At 44.6% G+C, this 16,083-nt stretch carries 13 protein-coding genes; 8 read left to right on the forward strand and 5 right to left on the reverse strand.

What is annotated here, in order from left to right:
• From oppC to AB6E52_RS08855, 4 genes are all read left to right on the forward strand, one after another.
• Positions 1-903 (forward strand): oligopeptide ABC transporter permease OppC, encoded by a 903-nt coding sequence (gene oppC, locus AB6E52_RS08840; RefSeq protein WP_017062173.1) that lies wholly within the window; start codon positions 1-3, stop codon positions 901-903.
• Between the two features lie 42 nt (positions 904-945).
• The gene (locus AB6E52_RS08845; protein WP_012603544.1) at positions 946-1,917 is read left to right on the forward strand and encodes an ABC transporter ATP-binding protein; all 972 of its coding nucleotides are present in this window, start codon (positions 946-948) and stop codon (positions 1,915-1,917) included.
• Positions 1,914-2,900, forward strand: a complete 987-nt coding sequence (gene oppF, locus AB6E52_RS08850; RefSeq protein ID WP_017062172.1) for a murein tripeptide/oligopeptide ABC transporter ATP binding protein OppF — start codon at positions 1,914-1,916, stop codon at positions 2,898-2,900. Before AB6E52_RS08845 ends, oppF begins: the two co-directional genes overlap by 4 nt.
• 198 nt (positions 2,901-3,098) lie before the next feature.
• Entirely contained in the window at positions 3,099-4,037 is a 939-nt protein-coding gene (locus AB6E52_RS08855) for a glutathione S-transferase family protein (protein WP_102321139.1), read from the forward strand.
• A gap of 82 nt (positions 4,038-4,119) precedes the next feature.
• On the opposite strand, the gene pta is transcribed toward AB6E52_RS08855, so the two are convergent.
• Positions 4,120-6,285 carry a phosphate acetyltransferase gene (gene pta / locus AB6E52_RS08860; protein ID WP_017062170.1) on the reverse strand — a complete coding sequence of 722 codons (2,166 nt, stop codon included), beginning with the start codon at positions 6,283-6,285 and terminating at the stop codon, positions 4,120-4,122.
• Positions 6,286-6,432: 147 nt separating this feature from the next.
• Positions 6,433-7,629: an acetate kinase gene (locus AB6E52_RS08865; protein WP_017107306.1), complete on the reverse strand. Its 1,197-nt coding sequence runs from the start codon at positions 7,627-7,629 to the stop codon at positions 6,433-6,435.
• Positions 7,630-7,970: 341 nt separating this feature from the next.
• On the opposite strand from AB6E52_RS08865, the gene yfbV reads away from it, so the two are divergent.
• The 3 genes from yfbV to AB6E52_RS08880 all read left to right on the forward strand — a co-directional run bounded on the left by yfbV (position 7,971) and on the right by AB6E52_RS08880 (position 11,409).
• On the forward strand, positions 7,971-8,423 hold the full coding sequence (gene yfbV, locus AB6E52_RS08870) for a terminus macrodomain insulation protein YfbV (protein ID WP_017062168.1): 453 nt from the start codon (positions 7,971-7,973) through the stop codon (positions 8,421-8,423).
• A 302-nt stretch (positions 8,424-8,725) separates the two neighbouring features.
• Positions 8,726-9,691 (forward strand): ABC transporter substrate-binding protein, encoded by a 966-nt coding sequence (locus AB6E52_RS08875; protein ID WP_017062167.1) that lies wholly within the window; start codon positions 8,726-8,728, stop codon positions 9,689-9,691.
• 251 nt (positions 9,692-9,942) lie between these two features.
• On the forward strand, positions 9,943-11,409 hold the full coding sequence (locus tag AB6E52_RS08880; protein ID WP_017069188.1) for a sensor domain-containing diguanylate cyclase: 1,467 nt from the start codon (positions 9,943-9,945) through the stop codon (positions 11,407-11,409).
• A gap of 138 nt (positions 11,410-11,547) precedes the next feature.
• On the opposite strand, the gene dusC is transcribed toward AB6E52_RS08880, so the two are convergent.
• Positions 11,548-12,504 carry a tRNA dihydrouridine(16) synthase DusC gene (gene dusC / locus AB6E52_RS08885; RefSeq protein WP_017069187.1) on the reverse strand — a complete coding sequence of 319 codons (957 nt, stop codon included), beginning with the start codon at positions 12,502-12,504 and terminating at the stop codon, positions 11,548-11,550.
• Positions 12,505-12,679: 175 nt separating this feature from the next.
• On the opposite strand from dusC, the gene AB6E52_RS08890 reads away from it, so the two are divergent.
• Positions 12,680-13,300, forward strand: coding sequence for a YecA family protein (locus AB6E52_RS08890; protein WP_017062164.1), 621 nt, complete (start codon positions 12,680-12,682; stop codon positions 13,298-13,300).
• 121 nt (positions 13,301-13,421) lie between these two features.
• On the opposite strand, the gene dsbB is transcribed toward AB6E52_RS08890, so the two are convergent.
• Both dsbB and nhaB read right to left on the reverse strand, forming a co-directional pair.
• A complete protein-coding gene (gene dsbB / locus AB6E52_RS08895; RefSeq protein WP_029235613.1) occupies positions 13,422-13,937 on the reverse strand; it encodes a disulfide bond formation protein DsbB in 516 nt (171 codons plus the stop codon).
• A 147-nt stretch (positions 13,938-14,084) separates the two neighbouring features.
• A complete protein-coding gene (gene nhaB, locus AB6E52_RS08900; RefSeq protein ID WP_017069185.1) occupies positions 14,085-15,677 on the reverse strand; it encodes a Na(+)/H(+) antiporter NhaB in 1,593 nt (530 codons plus the stop codon).
• Positions 15,678-16,083: the final 406 nt, after the last annotated feature.

Below are 16,083 nucleotides of genomic sequence, written 5' to 3' on the forward strand. Positions count from 1 at the left end.
ATGTTGAAGAAAAAAGAAAATTTAGAAGCGATCGAAAAGTTCTCTGAGAGCTTAGAGATTGAAGGTCGTAGTTTGTGGCAGGACGCGCGCATTCGTTTCATGCGAAACAAAGCTGCGATGGTGAGTCTGTTCATTCTTACGCTTATGGTACTGGCAGTTATCTTCTTACCAATGCTGGCTCAGTACACTTATGATGATACTGACTGGTACGCAATGCACGTTGGTCCGAATGCGGATCACTGGTTTGGTACCGATAGCTTAGGTCGTGATTTGTACGTTCGTACTCTTGTCGGTGGCCGCATCTCATTGATGGTTGGTGTGATGGGTGCCTTCGTAGCGGTACTGATTGGTACGCTTTACGGTGCAGCTTCAGGCTTCATCGGCGGTCGTACTGACCGAGTGATGATGCGTATCCTAGAGATCTTGTACGCAGTGCCATTCATGTTCCTAGTAATCGTACTGGTAACGTTCTTTGGTCGTAACATCGTCCTAATCTTCGTTGCTATTGGTGCGATTGCTTGGCTAGATATGGCGCGTATTGTACGTGGTCAAACGTTGAGCCTACGTAGTAAAGAGTTCATTGAAGCTGCACACGTATGTGGTGTAAGCAAATGGAAGATCATTACACGTCACATCGTACCGAACGTACTGGGTATCGTAGCGGTTTACTCTACGTTGCTTATTCCAAGCATGATCCTTACAGAATCATTCTTATCTTTCCTTGGTCTTGGTGTTCAAGAGCCTATGACAAGCTGGGGCGCATTGCTTCAAGAAGGTTCGCAAACAATGGAAGTTGCAATCTGGCAATTGACATTCCCTGCGGCATTCATGGTAGTTACGCTGTTCTGCTTTAACTACGTAGGTGATGGTCTGCGCGACGCGCTTGATCCAAAAGACAGATAACGAAATAGCAATTAAAAGCTATAAAAGATTAAGGAAGCAATAATGAGCTTATTAGATGTCAAAGATCTGCGCGTCGAATTTACCACACAAGATGGTATCGTAACCGCAGTAAACGACTTGAACTTCTCACTTAACCAAGGCGAAACGCTGGGTATTGTTGGTGAGTCGGGTTCAGGTAAATCACAAACGGTATTTGCACTGATGGGGCTGCTGGCTAAGAACGGCATCATCTCAGGCAGTGCAAAGTTTGAAGGCAATGAAATCCTCAACCTGCCTGAAAAAGCGCTGAACAAGGTTCGTGCTGAACAGATCGCAATGATCTTCCAAGATCCAATGACGTCACTGAACCCTTACATGAAAGTAAGTGATCAGTTGATGGAAGTACTTATGCTGCACAAAGGCATGGGTAAAGCAGAGGCGTTTGAAGAATCAGTACGCATGCTTGAAGCGGTTAAAATCCCTGAAGCACGTAAGCGTATCACCATGTACCCACACGAATTTTCTGGCGGTATGCGTCAGCGTGTGATGATCGCAATGGCACTGCTGTGTCGTCCTAAATTACTTATCGCTGATGAACCAACAACGGCACTGGATGTAACCATTCAAGCGCAAATCATGGAATTGCTGAACGAACTTAAAGATGAGTTCAATACGGCAATCATCATGATCACCCATGACTTGGGTGTTGTTGCTGGCTCATGTGACAAAGTACTTGTGATGTACGCGGGTCGTACAATGGAGTACGGCACGGTTGATGAAATCTTCTACGAGCCAAGCCACCCATATGCGGAAGGCCTGCTTAAAGCGATTCCTCGTTTGGATACCGAAGGTGAAATTCTACCGACGATTCCAGGTAACCCACCTAACTTACTTCGCCTACCAACAGGTTGTCCTTACCAAGACCGTTGTCACCGTGTAATGGACCGTTGTAAGCAAGAAGCACCGATTTTGCAGCCATTTGCTAAAGACCGTCAGCGTGCTTGTTTTTCAGATTGGGAGACTTGGACAAAATGAGTAAAGAATTACTATTAGATATTAAAGACCTGAAAGTTCACTTTAGCATTGCAGCTAAGTCTGCTTGGCCTTGGGCAAAACCATCAAACCTTAAAGCGGTTGATGGTGTTGATGTTCACCTTTACGAAGGAGAGACTCTGGGTGTAGTAGGTGAGTCTGGTTGTGGTAAGTCGACTTTTGCCCGTGCGATTATCGGCTTGGTTGAAGCGACTGAAGGTCAAGTGATGTGGTTAGGTCAAGACCTAACTAAGATGCAGGAAGTGAAGCGTCGTGAGACTCGTAAAGAGATTCAGATGATCTTCCAAGACCCGCTAGCATCGCTTAACCCACGTATGTCAGTAGGCGATATTATTGCTGAGCCTCTAGAGACTTTCTTCCCTGAACTTTCTAAACAAGAAGTGAAGGACAGAGTTAAAGAGATGATGGCAAAGGTTGGTCTACTACCCAACGTAATCAACCGTTACCCTCATGAATTCTCTGGTGGTCAGTGTCAGCGTATTGGTATTGCACGTGCGCTTATCTTGAAACCTAAGATGATCATCTGTGATGAACCTGTTTCTGCACTGGATGTATCTATCCAAGCTCAAGTAGTTAACCTTCTGAAGGAGCTACAAAAAGAGCTAGGTTTGTCTTTGGTATTCATCGCGCACGATTTGTCGGTTGTTAAACACATCTCTGATCGCGTATTGGTGATGTACCTAGGTAATGCGGTAGAACTTGGCGAATCAGATGCATTGTTCTCTGATCCTAAGCACCCATACACCAAAGCGTTGATGTCTGCAGTTCCAATTCCAGACCCACGCTTAGAGCGCAGCAAAACCATTCAGATGTTGGAAGGTGATCTCCCATCGCCAATCAATCCGCCATCAGGTTGTGTGTTCCGTACTCGTTGCCCACAAGCAACAGAGGCGTGTGCGCAAACTAAGCCAACGATTCAAGGCGATGACGTTCACGCAGTATCTTGCTTGCACGTACAAGTCTAGAGCCTATTTAAAACGGTTCAGCCTGTGACAGGCTTAAGCGCGACTAGTTATTAGAGTCGCGCTTTTTTTGTCTTAGGCTTATTGGTTCGCTCAACAAGCTTCATCAAAATATTCGAACAACTAAGCCAACTTCTTCTAGTTTTGAAAAAGTTGGCTTTTTTTATACTAGAGAAAAGTTTCGATGACAGAGGTTTGGATATGGGTAAGTTAGTTGAAGGTGTTTGGCACGATGTGTGGTACGACACCAAAGAAAGCGGTGGTAAGTTTGTTCGTGAAGATGCGGGCTTTCGTCACTGGATAGAGAACAAACCGGGCGCGCAGTTTGAGCCTGAAAGCGGCCGTTATCACTTATACGTATCATTGGCTTGCCCTTGGGCGCACCGAACCCTTATCTTCCGTGAGCTGAAAGACCTAACCGATCACATTGACGTGACGGTTGTTTGCCCAGACATGATGAGTGAAGGTTGGCAAATGGGGTTACCTGAACCTCTATTTGGCCATACCCGCATGCACCAAATCTACACTCAAGCCAAGCCTGACTACTCGGGTAGAGTAACGGTACCTGTGCTGTGGGATAAGAAAACCAACACCATTGTGAGTAACGAGTCGTCTGAAATCATTCGCATGTTTAACTCAGAGTTTAACGAGCTAACGGGTAACACCGATGATTACTACCCGTGGGAGTTGTCCAAGAAGATTGATGAGTGGAATGATTATATCTACCCAAACATCAACAACGGCGTATACCGAACCGGCTTTGCGACAACACAAGAAGCCTACGAAGAGGCGTATGAAGCGTTATTTGAAGCGTTAGATAAAGTGGATGCGCATCTTAGTGAGAAACGTTATTTAGCGGGAGAGCAGATTACTGAAGCGGATTGGCGGTTGTTCACGACCTTGGTTCGATTCGATGCTGTGTATGTGGGTCACTTCAAGTGTAACAAGCAACGAATTGCGGATTACAAACATATCCAAGGTTATCTAAAAGAGCTCTATCAAATAGAGGGTATTAAAGAGACGACGGATTTCTACCACATCAAGCGCCACTACTATTACAGCCATACGGGTATCAACCCGACTCAAGTGGTGCCTAAAGGGCCTGATCTGGATTTAGATTCGCCTCACGGACGTGGTTAGAATCATTAATTAATCCGCTTTTCTTCAGGCGTAAAAAAACCCTAGATAAACATCTAGGGTTTTTGCTTTCTGAAAAAGAAAATTAGTTAACTACTTTTTCTTCAGCTTGCGCAGCTTGGTCTGCTTGGATAGCCGTTAGAGCTACTGTGTAAACGATATCGTCTACTAGAGCGCCACGAGACAAGTCATTTACTGGCTTGCGCATACCTTGAAGCATTGGACCGATAGATACTAGATCTGCTGAACGCTGTACAGCTTTGTAAGTCGTGTTACCCGTGTTTAAGTCTGGGAATACGAATACTGTCGCTTTACCTGCAACTGGAGAGTTAGGCGCTTTAGAAGCGGCTACGTTTTCCATGATTGCTGCATCGTACTGTAGAGGACCGTCGATCACTAGATCAGGACGCTTCTCTTGAGCAAGTTTCGTTGCTTCACGTACTTTATCTACGTCTGCACCCTTACCAGATTCACCAGTAGAGTAAGAGATCATAGCAACGCGTGGGTCGATACCGAATGCCGCAGCAGAATCTGCAGATTGGATAGCGATTTCAGCAAGCTGTTCAGCTGTTGGATCTGGGTTGATCGCACAGTCACCGTATACAAGAACTTGATCAGGCAGAAGCATGAAGAAGATCGAAGATACGATAGAAGCATCAGGAGCAGTCTTGATGATCTGGAACGGAGGAACGATAGTGTTCGCCGTTGTGTGAACAGCACCAGAAACTAGGCCGTCAACTTCGCCAGCTTCAAGCATCATAGTACCTAGGAATACTGAATCTTCTAGCTTCTCACGAGCAACAACTTCAGTCATACCTTTAGCGCCACGAAGTTCTACTAGACGAGCTACGTAGTTTTCGCGAACTGATGCAGAATCGATGATCTCAACGCCAGCGCCAAGCTCAACACCTTGCTGCGCTGCAACGCGACGGATTTCTTCAGGGTTACCTAGAAGTACACACGTTGCGATACCGCGCTCAGCACAGATAGCCGCAGCTTTAACTGTACGTGGCTCATCACCTTCAGGAAGAACGATGCGCTTAGCCGCTTTACGAGCAAATTCAGTTAGCTGGTAACGGAATGCTGGTGGGCTTAGACGACGGATGCCTTGAGTACCTTCAGATAGAGAATCAATCCAAGGGCCATCAATGTGGCTTGCAACGTGATCGTTAACGAACTCGATACGCTCTTTATCGTCTGCAGGAACTTCTAGGTTGAAGCTCTGTAGGTTTAGAGATGTCTGCCAAGTGTTACCTTGAGCCTTGAAGATCGGTAGACCTGAAGCGAATGCTGGTGCACAAAGGTTAGCAATGCTTTCTGGAATGTCGTAACCGCCAGTAAGCAGGATTGCGCCAATCTCAACACCGTTTTTCGCAGCAAGAGCCGCAGCAACGATAACGTCAGGACGGTCTGCAGAAGTTACTAGCAGTGAGCCTGGTTTGAAGTGCTCAATCATGTGCGGTAGAGAACGTGCACAGAAAGTGATGCTCTTAATACGACGAGTTGAGATTTCACCTTCGTTAACGATTTCAGCGTTAAGGTGCTTAGCCATATCAACCGCACGAGTTGCGATTAGATCGATGCTCCATGGCACGCAGCCAAGAACACGGATAGGGCTAGAGTTGAAGATTTGCATTACTTCAAGGTTCGCTTGCTGAGCGCTGTCTGCATCATCAAAGATTTCAGATAGGTCAGGGCGAGTACGGCCAGCCTCATCAACAGGAGCGTTAAGCTTGTTGATGATTACGCCTTTGATGTTTTTGTTCTTAGTACCGCCGAAGTTAGAACATGCTACTTCTATACGCTCTTTAAGCTGCGTAGGGTTGTCAGTACCAGGAGTCGCAACGAATACGATCTCCGCGCCAAGTGTTTTTGCGATTTCCGCGTTCACTTGGTTAGCAAATGGGTGCTTACGAGTAGGTACTAGACCTTCGATTAGCGTAACTTCTGCGTCTTTGTTGATCTTGTTGTATTGCTCAACAACAGACTCAAGAAGCTCGTCCATTTTTTCGCTACCGATCAAAGCTTCAGCTTTAGTCATTGCGATTGGCTCACCAATCTTAATGTCGCTGTTTGCGCTGATGATAGTAGACGTTAGATCTGGTTGGTTACCACCGCTGCGAGGCTGAGCGATTGGCTTGTAGAAAGAAACACTTACGCCCTTACGCTCCATAGCGCGAAGAACACCCATGCTAACACTAGTAAGACCAACACCAGCGCTTGTAGGGATAAGCATAATAGTACGTGACATTGACGAACACCTTTGACTATTGGAAATAAAAAAAGCTCAACTGCTATTCCCACCGATATTTAAATTGGGGTAGGAATAGAAGTTGAGCCCCATTTTCTTGATATGAAAAACTGACTAGCTTCGAATGAAGCTAGTCAGGAAAATCAATTAAAGACCTGCTAGTTTCGCAGTGTCTTCAGCAATTACTAGCTCTTCGTTAGTAGAGATAACCATTGCAGGGATACGGCTGTTAGCTGTAGTGATAGTACCTTCGCCGCCGAAACGAGCTTTAAGGTTAGCTTCACCGTCAACTTCGATGCCGAAGATGCCTAGGCGGTTAAGAACCATTTCACGGATTGGGCCAGAGTTCTCGCCGATGCCGCCAGTGAAAGTGATTGCGTCTAGACGACCTTCTAGAGTTGCAGTGTAGCCAGCAACGTACTTAGCTAGACGGTGACAGAACACGTCCATTGCACGAGTTGCTTCTTCTTTCTCACCGTAGTTGTCTTCAACGAAACGACAGTCAGAAGTCACTTCAGTTAGACCCGCTAGGCCAGACTCTTTAGTTAGCATGTTGTTGATTTCTTCAACAGAGTAACCAAGAGCGTCGTGTAGGTGGAAGATGATCGCAGGATCTAGGTCACCACAACGAGTACCCATTACTAGACCTTCAAGAGGAGTAAGACCCATAGAAGTATCTACAGATTGACCGTTCTTGATAGCACATACAGAAGCGCCGTTACCTAGGTGACAGTTGATGATGTTAACTTCTTCAACTGGCTTGTTTAGTAGGCCTGCAACTTCACGAGTGATGAATAGGTGAGAGGTACCGTGCATGCCGTAACGACGGATGCCGTGCTCTTTGTACAGGTTGTACGGTAGAGCGTATAGGTAAGACTCAGAAGGCATTGTTTGGTGGAACGCAGTGTCAAAAACAGCAACGTTTTGTAGACCAGGGAAGTTCTGTTGAGCTGCTTCGATACCGATAAGGTGAGCTGGGTTGTGAAGAGGTGCGAAAGTCGCAGCATCTTGAATACCCTTAAGAACTTCATCAGTGATAAGTGCAGAAGAAGTGAACTGCTCGCCACCGTGTACGATACGGTGACCGATAGCGCCAAGGTTAGCTTTAAGCTCAGGCTTAGAAGCAAGAATAGTTTCTACCATGAAAGATAGTGCTTCTACGTGAGCTGCGCCCGCGCCTAGTTGTGCTTCATGCTTGCCATCAAGTTTCCACTTCATACGAGCTTCTGGAAGACCTAGACACTCAGCAAGACCAGTTAGGTGCTCTGCACCTGTTTCTGCATCAACAACAGCGAATTTAAGAGAAGAACTACCACAGTTTAAAACTAAAACTAGCTTAGACATTAATGACTACCTGTTTATTTTTCTGATCGAAATCAGTTAAGGATGAAAATTAATCTCAAGAATAGTCGAAGCACATAGGCTTGCGTACTAACCTTGGTCAAAAAAACGTTAATTTCCGTATAAAGTGAAAGCGCTCTTTATCAAAAAGAGGCTTGTGCATTCCTTGCAGAAGTCTTCCCAAAGTTGCTTAAATTGTAAATAAGGGCAACAATGAGATTGAGGTCTGCAAATAATAGCGATATTGTGCAAATATAACAAAAAAATTTGAAAGAATATTATTTTTCGTCAAATTTTTGTGTTTTTAGTTGATGGTTTCAACTTTTTTTTAATGGGAGACTCATATGAGCAATAGAGTTGGTTTAGCTAGTAGTTTAAAAGATGGCCAAAAGTACATGGATCTCTGGCCCGTCCGAAAAGAGTTAAACGCGATCTTCCCAGAACAGCGCATTATTAAAGCGACGCGTTTTGGCGTGAAAGTGATGCCTGCGATTGCCGCTATTAGTGTTCTTACACAAATGGTTTTTAATAATTACCAAGCGATGCCACAGGCTGTGGTTATGGCTTTGTTTGCAATCAGCTTGCCGCTTCAAGGCATGTGGTGGTTGGGCAATCGCTCAAATACACAACTTCCGCCGGCGCTAGTATCGTGGTACCGCGAACTGCATGAAAAGATCACTGAAACGGGTTTTGCGTTAGAGCCTATGAAGCCGCGCCCTCGCTATAAAGAATTGGCAATCATTTTAAATCGTGCCTTTCGTCAGTTAGATAAATCCTCAATGGAGCGTTGGTTCTAAAGAATCCCAGCTCTCCCTCTTGTCTGAGAACAACTATTCATCTTCTATAGCTTGTTCTCAGATTTGCTCCTCTTTTTGTTACCTCGCTTACTTTCCGTTTAGCTTACCTGTCCTTATTCACTTGGTTTCTTACCTTCCTCCGAAGTCAATATAACCTTTCTCACATAACTCGAGCCTTGTTGCATTTTTGTTAAATATCACTTCAAGTTATCAATGGTTACTGGTAATAATGTCAATAGTGATTTTGATGTTGTTCTCTTTGAGCGAGTAATGACGGGTAGAGCTTGATTCAGGGAGCGATAATGAGTTCTGTAAGAAAGGTATTGGCAGCGGTTTTAAGTTGCTTGATGTTGCTATGGACTGGCAATGCAATGGCAAACGTTGCCAAAGTGTCGGTTTCACAAGTTGTTGACCATCCAGATCTGAATGCGACACGTTTAGGGCTTCTTGAAGGATTGAGAGCCAATGGTTATGAACCCGGTAAGAACTTAGAATTCTCCTATGAAATGGCGAATGGTAACCCGGCTCAGGCAGCCAAGATTGCCAGAGAGCTCGTCAGTGAAAATCCACATGTACTTGTTGGTATCGCGACACCGACTTCACAAGCCTTAGTGTCGGCGACTCGCTCGATTCCTATCGTGTTTACCGCGGTTACGGATCCTATCGGCGCTAGGCTCGTTAAACAATTAGAAAAGCCGGGGCGTAATGTCACGGGGCTTTCTGACTTATCTCCGATCACTCAGCATGTGTCATTAATCAAAGAACTGCTCCCTGAAGCTAATTCAATCGGTGTAGTTTACAACCCAGCAGAAGCAAATGCCGTTGCGTTAGTTGGGTTATTGAGAAAGGCAACTCGAGATTTCGGTTATACACTTCACACCGAAAAAGCGCTGACTGTTGACGATGTCGAAGCAAAAGCAGAATCCATTGCTAAGAAGTCCGATGTTATCTATGCCTTGACCGATAATACGGTTGCAAGCGGCATGGAGGGTCTTATCAAAGCGGCTAACCATGCAGATACGCCAGTCGTCGCAGGCGCCACATCTTATGTCGGAAAGGGAGCGATTGCTGGTTTAGGTCTAGATTATTATGATGTTGGGGTTCAGACCGCGGATTATGTCGCAGCCATTCTGGAAGGACAGAAGCCCGGGAAGTTGAGTGTCAAAACTGCGCAGAGCTCTCAGCTGGTGGTCAACCTAGATGCTGCTCGTGAGCTTGGCGTGACAGTGCCTCAATCTGTGATTGAGCGTGCGGTCATTAGCCGGTGAATTGAGTTTGGTGTTAGGTGAGCTAATAGGCCATAAGTCATATTATTAACAGCATTGAAATGGGCTCAGATAACAAACTCACCTGCTCTATATGTTGGCGCTTCTCTATTTTATTCATTTGTAAGCGGTTATTTGACCGTTAGGTGTGTCGTTAATATCAATTTACATTATTTTACGTCGAGCGAATTGCCGATTAATGTAATAATATTAATGGGGAGAATGAAAATAGCTGAACGCTAAGAGCACATTATATGAAAGTAAATAGGCACTTTAGCCTAACCTTTGTTTTCGGGTTTCCCGCTGTGATCGCCGCGATGTTACTTGGCCTAATAGGAAAGAATCATTTTGACGCGGTAGAAAAAGATATCAGTAGTGAGTTTCATCGTATTGAAGATGTGTTCAAAAGAACCACAAAAGTGGCGACAGCCCTAGACTACAGCTTCTCCAACTATTATAAATCAGGAAACCCTCTCTTTCTTGATCACAACAAACATGTTGTGGATGGTCTTTGCCAAATCTGGCCTATTGATGTATTGCTACTTGCCGACGGTAAAACCTCAGACATTCCCTCTGTCGATATCGACTATATGCTAATTGGTCAAGAGTCTCTTTGTTCTGAAAGCAGTGATAGTTATAAGAGCGCGTCAGAAAAAATAGCGTTAGCTCCTATTCTTTCATTTTTATCCCAGCTTGATGAATACCATGCCGGCGTGCACTTTATTGATACGAGCGGCTATGTGATCTCTTCACCTGAAGGTTTTGCCAAAGGGCTGAGCAAAGAGTTACTCTCGACCATAAAGAGTCGTCCTTATTGGCAGAAAACAGCCAACAACCCTGACCAACTTACCCTTTCAGGCCCTGGTTATCGTTTTGATTCCCTTGACCGTATAATCAGTATGACGATCCCTGTATTCCATAAAGGCGTTCACCAAGGGATGCTGTCGGTGGATATTAATGCTGACAAGCTGCTCGCAAACTCGAATGAGCATCTTGCAGGTCGGATCGATATCATTGATACCACTTTAGCGACTCCGGTAGATTCTGCGGCTTTTTATCACGAGATCAAACTGGATGGTGTCTCGTCTCACCATGCGATGTATTACAAATTAGACATCGCGAAAGAGGTTGAGCACTTTTTCGTCTACGAGAAAGACAGTCTTATTGTTGCCATCATTGTGTATCTGTTCTCAGTAACCATCTTCTTCTACGTCAATTCCAATATTGAACGTGGTTACTTCAAAGATCTCGCAGCCAAAGACCCTATGACAGGGTTATTGAATCGTCGTGGCTTAGAAGCGTTCTGGCGTAGTGTAGAGCACGATCAACTGTTTGCATTAACCGTCTTCGATATTGATGATTTTAAGTCAATTAACGACACCTACGGCCACGATAAGGGGGATGATGTGATTCGTTATATGTCGCGTCAGATCAGCAACAGTATTCGAAGCAGTGACGTTGCTGCACGGTTTGGCGGTGAAGAGTTTGTCGTTTATATGAAAGGCGAAGATCGTGAAACTTTGATGAGAACATTAGAGCGAGTGAAGAATGCGATTTGTTCCACTTCAGCCGACATTATTCCAAATGGATTTACGGTGTCTGGCGGTGTCTGCATTGTTGAAACTGAGCAAAGTAAACTTAACTTCGATGAGATATTTAAGTACGCCGATGAAAAGCTGTACGTGGCTAAGACGACGGGCAAAGACCGTCTTAAATTTTAACCACGTTATTGAATCGATGCTTTGTATGAAAATGAAAATGAAAATGAAAGAGGGAAGAGCGAACGTGTCTACCAAGCAAAGCTTATTTGCACCGGTAAACACGTTTGTAGCGTTGGGTATTTAACCCTAAACATAATCTTAAACAGGTTGGCGGCGTTCTTCTTGATAACGCTGAAGGCGTTCTACAATCGGTGGCGCCTTTTTGAAAGTACGAATTTCTTTAAACAGTTCGTTCGCTTCAGGGTAGCCTTTACTTAGATAAACAAACCACTGCTTCACTCTATTGGGGTAGTACATGCCTTTGTCCCCTTTAATTTGAAACTCTGAATAGCGCAGCAAAAGTTCAATGACTTTATCCCACGGCATTTTCTGGTGGTTGTGCTTAACGACGTTACCAAGGTTTGGAATATTGAAAGCACCACGGCAGACCATTAATGAATCGACGCCTGTTGCTTCTATGCAATCTTGACCATCTTGATAGTTCCAGATCTCCCCATTAGCAATTAACGGCAGAGATGTTTTTTCTCTTATTTGATTGATGAAGTCCCATTTGATTTCGCTGGCTTTATAGCCGCCAACTTTGGTTCTTGCATGCACGGTGAGTTCGTCAGCTTTGGCTTGTTCTATGGCATCGACGATTTCAAAGCACTCTTCCGGATGCTCCCAACCTAATCGAATCTTTGCGGACACAGGAATGTGTGCCGGTACCGCTTCTCGACAGGCGTTCACCACTTGATAGATGAGCTCTGGCTCTTTTAGCAATGAAGCGCCACCATTACTTTTGTTGACCGCTTTTGCTGGGCAACCAAAATTAAGATCGATCCCTTTCGCGCCTAAGCTAGCAGCTTGAAAAGCATTCTCGGCCATCCAATTTGGGTGTTGCCCTAGAAGTTGGAGATGGATTGGCACACCAGCCATGGTCTGAGAGCCTTGATGTAGCTCAGGGCAAATACGGTGGAACACATGCGGGGGAAGAAGTTGATCTACGACGCGCACAAACTCTGTCACACAGAGATCGTAATCATTAATCTCTGTGAGAATTTCACGCATTAGGTGGTCTAGAACGCCCTCCATAGGGCCAAGTATTACGCGCATGTTGCTTTACCAAAACTGAATGAACCGAATAATTCGAGGCGTGATTGTACGGTGTGCTTACAGAATTGTCACTATGAGTGTGGTGCATGTCTTAATGATGGTTTCGTCTCTTAATAGCGACATCTTTGGGAGGATGGCGTTATAATATCGAAAATGCCCAATATCCAGAGCTTTCATGACATATCAATTATTAAGCCTACCAGAATCAATCACTGACATTACTCCGCAGTTTATGGAAGGTGCAATCCTTGCCTCTAACTTAGCGACCAAACCACTCGATCCAGAAGAGTGGCTGGTTATCGTTGCGCCTGAAGCGGGTAAAGAGCTGGTAACAACGGTGACAGAACAGATTAATCGCCAGCACAACCTGATTCAGCGTAATGAATACCTATTAACAGACGTACTGGCTGAAGGTGACTTTAACGAACAGTTCGCTGATTTTTCTGAAGGCTTCATGATGGTTTGGCCAACAGTGGAAGAGCAGTGGCAGAGCGTGACAGTCGCGGATGGTACTCTGCGCATGTTGCAAGCGCTCTTAACCACCTTGATGCTTGCGATTGATGAAGAGCAAACTCAACAACAAATGATCGCTGCAGGGCTTACTAACCCACCATCGCTTGCCGATTTAGTGGGTCAAGTCGATCTGATGATCTCAGAAGTGGCAATGGCAGCGGATGAAGCTATGTTGGGCAATAAGTCCCAGAGCGTGAACCCGTTTAAAGACATTGGTCGAAACGACCTTTGCCCTTGTGAAAGCGGCAAGAAGTTTAAACAATGCTGCGGTAAAAGCAGCTAATCACGGCTTGTTGAGCAACTTAGTTTGTGTGAATAACAGACTCTCTTAATATGTTCAAAAGCTTAAGTAATAAAAAAGTCGACCTCGTGGTCGACTTTTTTGTTGTCCAAGTGTCAACGGCTTACTGCAAGTCCTTTTTCGACTTCACAAATTGAGAAATAACCACAATACCGAAAGCAACCAAGTTACCTGCAAAGATAATTACTAGCCACTGAGGCATAGAAAGATCGAAGAACTGCCACACAACCTTGCTGCAATCGCCGTAAGCCTCAAACATCCACGGAGCCCATTGGTTTAAAGGCGCCCAGCTAGGGAAGGTTACGAATAAGTCGCAGGTTGCGAAAGGGGACGGATTGAACTGGTAATCGACGTGCTCTAAAGCAAGCATCAAACCTTTGTATGCGCCAAATCCCCAGCTAGCAAGGCCTAACCAGCGTGATATTGGGTTATTCGGGGCAATCGCACCAATCATGGCGGCAACACCGATAGCGAGCATAGCAACGCGCTCATAGATACACATCACGCAAGGACCAAGCATCATCACGTGTTGGAAGAAGAGAGCGCACGCTTCAAAAAAGACAATAAAAGCCAGCAGTAAAAGCCAAGATAAACGTCCCTTAGAGAAGTCTTTGATCATTGCTAAAAAGTTCACGAATTGAATCCTGTCTATAAAATAAAAAAGCCCTGATTACTCAGAGCTTTTTATCTTGGATAAGTTTCCTAATCAACTAATATTTTTGATTAGTTAGTTATAGTTATTTTGGTTTGCGACACAGTGTTTAGCTTAGTGACCACCAGAGATAACTGGAGCAACGACTTCACCAGTGCGTTGAATGATCCAACCTGCGTCGTAGAACCATGCTGTCATTGGCTCTACGAAGAACACAATGCCTGCTAGGCCAACCAGTGCCAATACGATGGTGTATGGCAACGCCATGATAACCATGCGACCGTAAGACAATCTAATTAACGGAGCAAGTGCTGATGTTAATAGGAATAGGAATGCAGCCTGGCCGTTTGGCGTTGCAACAGAAGGTAGGTTAGTACCAGTGTTGATAGCAACAGCAAGTAGGTCGAACTGATCACGAGTGATGATGCCTTCAACCAGTGCAGTTTTCACTTCGTTAATGTAAACCGTACCGACGAACACGTTATCTGAAACCATCGACAAAATACCGTTGGCAATATAGAAGAGTGCGAGCTGTGCGCCTTTATCTTCAACGTGAAGTACTGCATCGATGACTGGCTTAAATAGAGCTTGGTCGATGATCACAGCAACAACAGCGAAGAAAACGGCAAGAAGTGCAGTAAATGGCAGCGCTTCTTCAAAGGCTTTACCCATAGAGTGTTCTTCAATAACACCCGTAAATGCTGTAGCTAAGATGATCACAGACAGGCCAATCAAACCTACTTCAGCAACGTGAAGTGCAAGGCCGACGATAAGCCAAACTGCGATTGCACTTTGAACCCATAGTTTTGCTACGTCTTGCTTTGTGCGGTTTGCACGTTCTTTGTTGTCAAACTCAACTAAGATTTGGCGAACATTCATTGGTAGTTGAGCACCGTAACCAAACACTTTGAATTTCTCGACAAGTGTACAAGTTAAAATACCGCAGAAGAAAACAGGTAGTGTTACTGGCAGCATACGGATGATAAATTCACCGAACTCCCAACCTGCTTGCTTAGCAATTACCAAGTTTTGTGGTTCTCCTACCATGGTCATTACACCACCCAGTGCTGTACCCACACCAGCGTGCATTAGCAGTGAACGTAGGAAAGCACGGTAGTTTTCTAGGTCATCACGAGTTAGCTCTGAGATCTCTTCATCATGAGTATGATCGTGCGAAGACGTTGTGCCCTTGCCTGATGCAACCTTGTGGTAGATAGAGTAGAAGCCGACCGCAACGCTAATAACTACGGCGATTACTGTTAGTGCATCTAGGAATGCTGATAAGAAAGCGGCAGCAACACAGAAGGCAACGGAGAGTAAAATTTTAGATTGGATGCCAAGCAAGATCTTCGTGAAAATGAACAAAAGCAGTTCTTTCATGAAGTAAATGCCAGCAACCATGAATACGAGCAAGAGTAATACAGGAAGGTTTGCTTGCAGCTCGTGATAAACCATTTCTGGTTTGGTCATGCCAATGGCGACTGCTTGAATAGCTAATAGACCACCCGGTTGAAGTGGGTAGCATTTGAGAGCCATAGCTAGAGTGAAAATAAACTCAACCACCAATAGCCAGCCCGCAACAAATGGGTCAACTAGGAAGAAAACAAACGGGTTGATGATTAAAAAGGAAATGATGGCAAGTTTATACCAATCAGGAGCTTTACCAAGGAAGTTCTTGATAAAAGCGTTTCCGAGAGACATCGGCATGTTAATACTCTTTTATGTTGATTATGAATAGACAAGCAATACAACATTTTGAGAATCGAGCTATAGAAATTGTTAAAAACTATGACTAACAGTGACTTAGAAAAACTACATTCCATGTAATGTTCTGTGGTCTTGCCAAGTCACTCCCTTAGAAACTCAAGCACTGCTTATTTTTGAGCGCAACTTTACTCTTAGATAACATTTAGTCAACAGGAAAAGCCCTGTAGCCCTAAAAATACCTCTTTTTTGTTGAGAAACGCGATCAAAGTAGCGCAAGCATACCACTTAAAATGTGATAAAAACCGACTAGAATCAATATTTCAGCGAAATGATTGAAAATTACAGAATAACGACGGCTTATATATGATTATTACAACTTAATATTGCAAATTAATAGCTTTAAAAA

This window comes from Vibrio sp. 10N.247.311.13 (genome assembly GCF_041467595.1).
Taxonomy (GTDB): Bacteria; Pseudomonadota; Gammaproteobacteria; order Enterobacterales; family Vibrionaceae; genus Vibrio; species Vibrio crassostreae_C.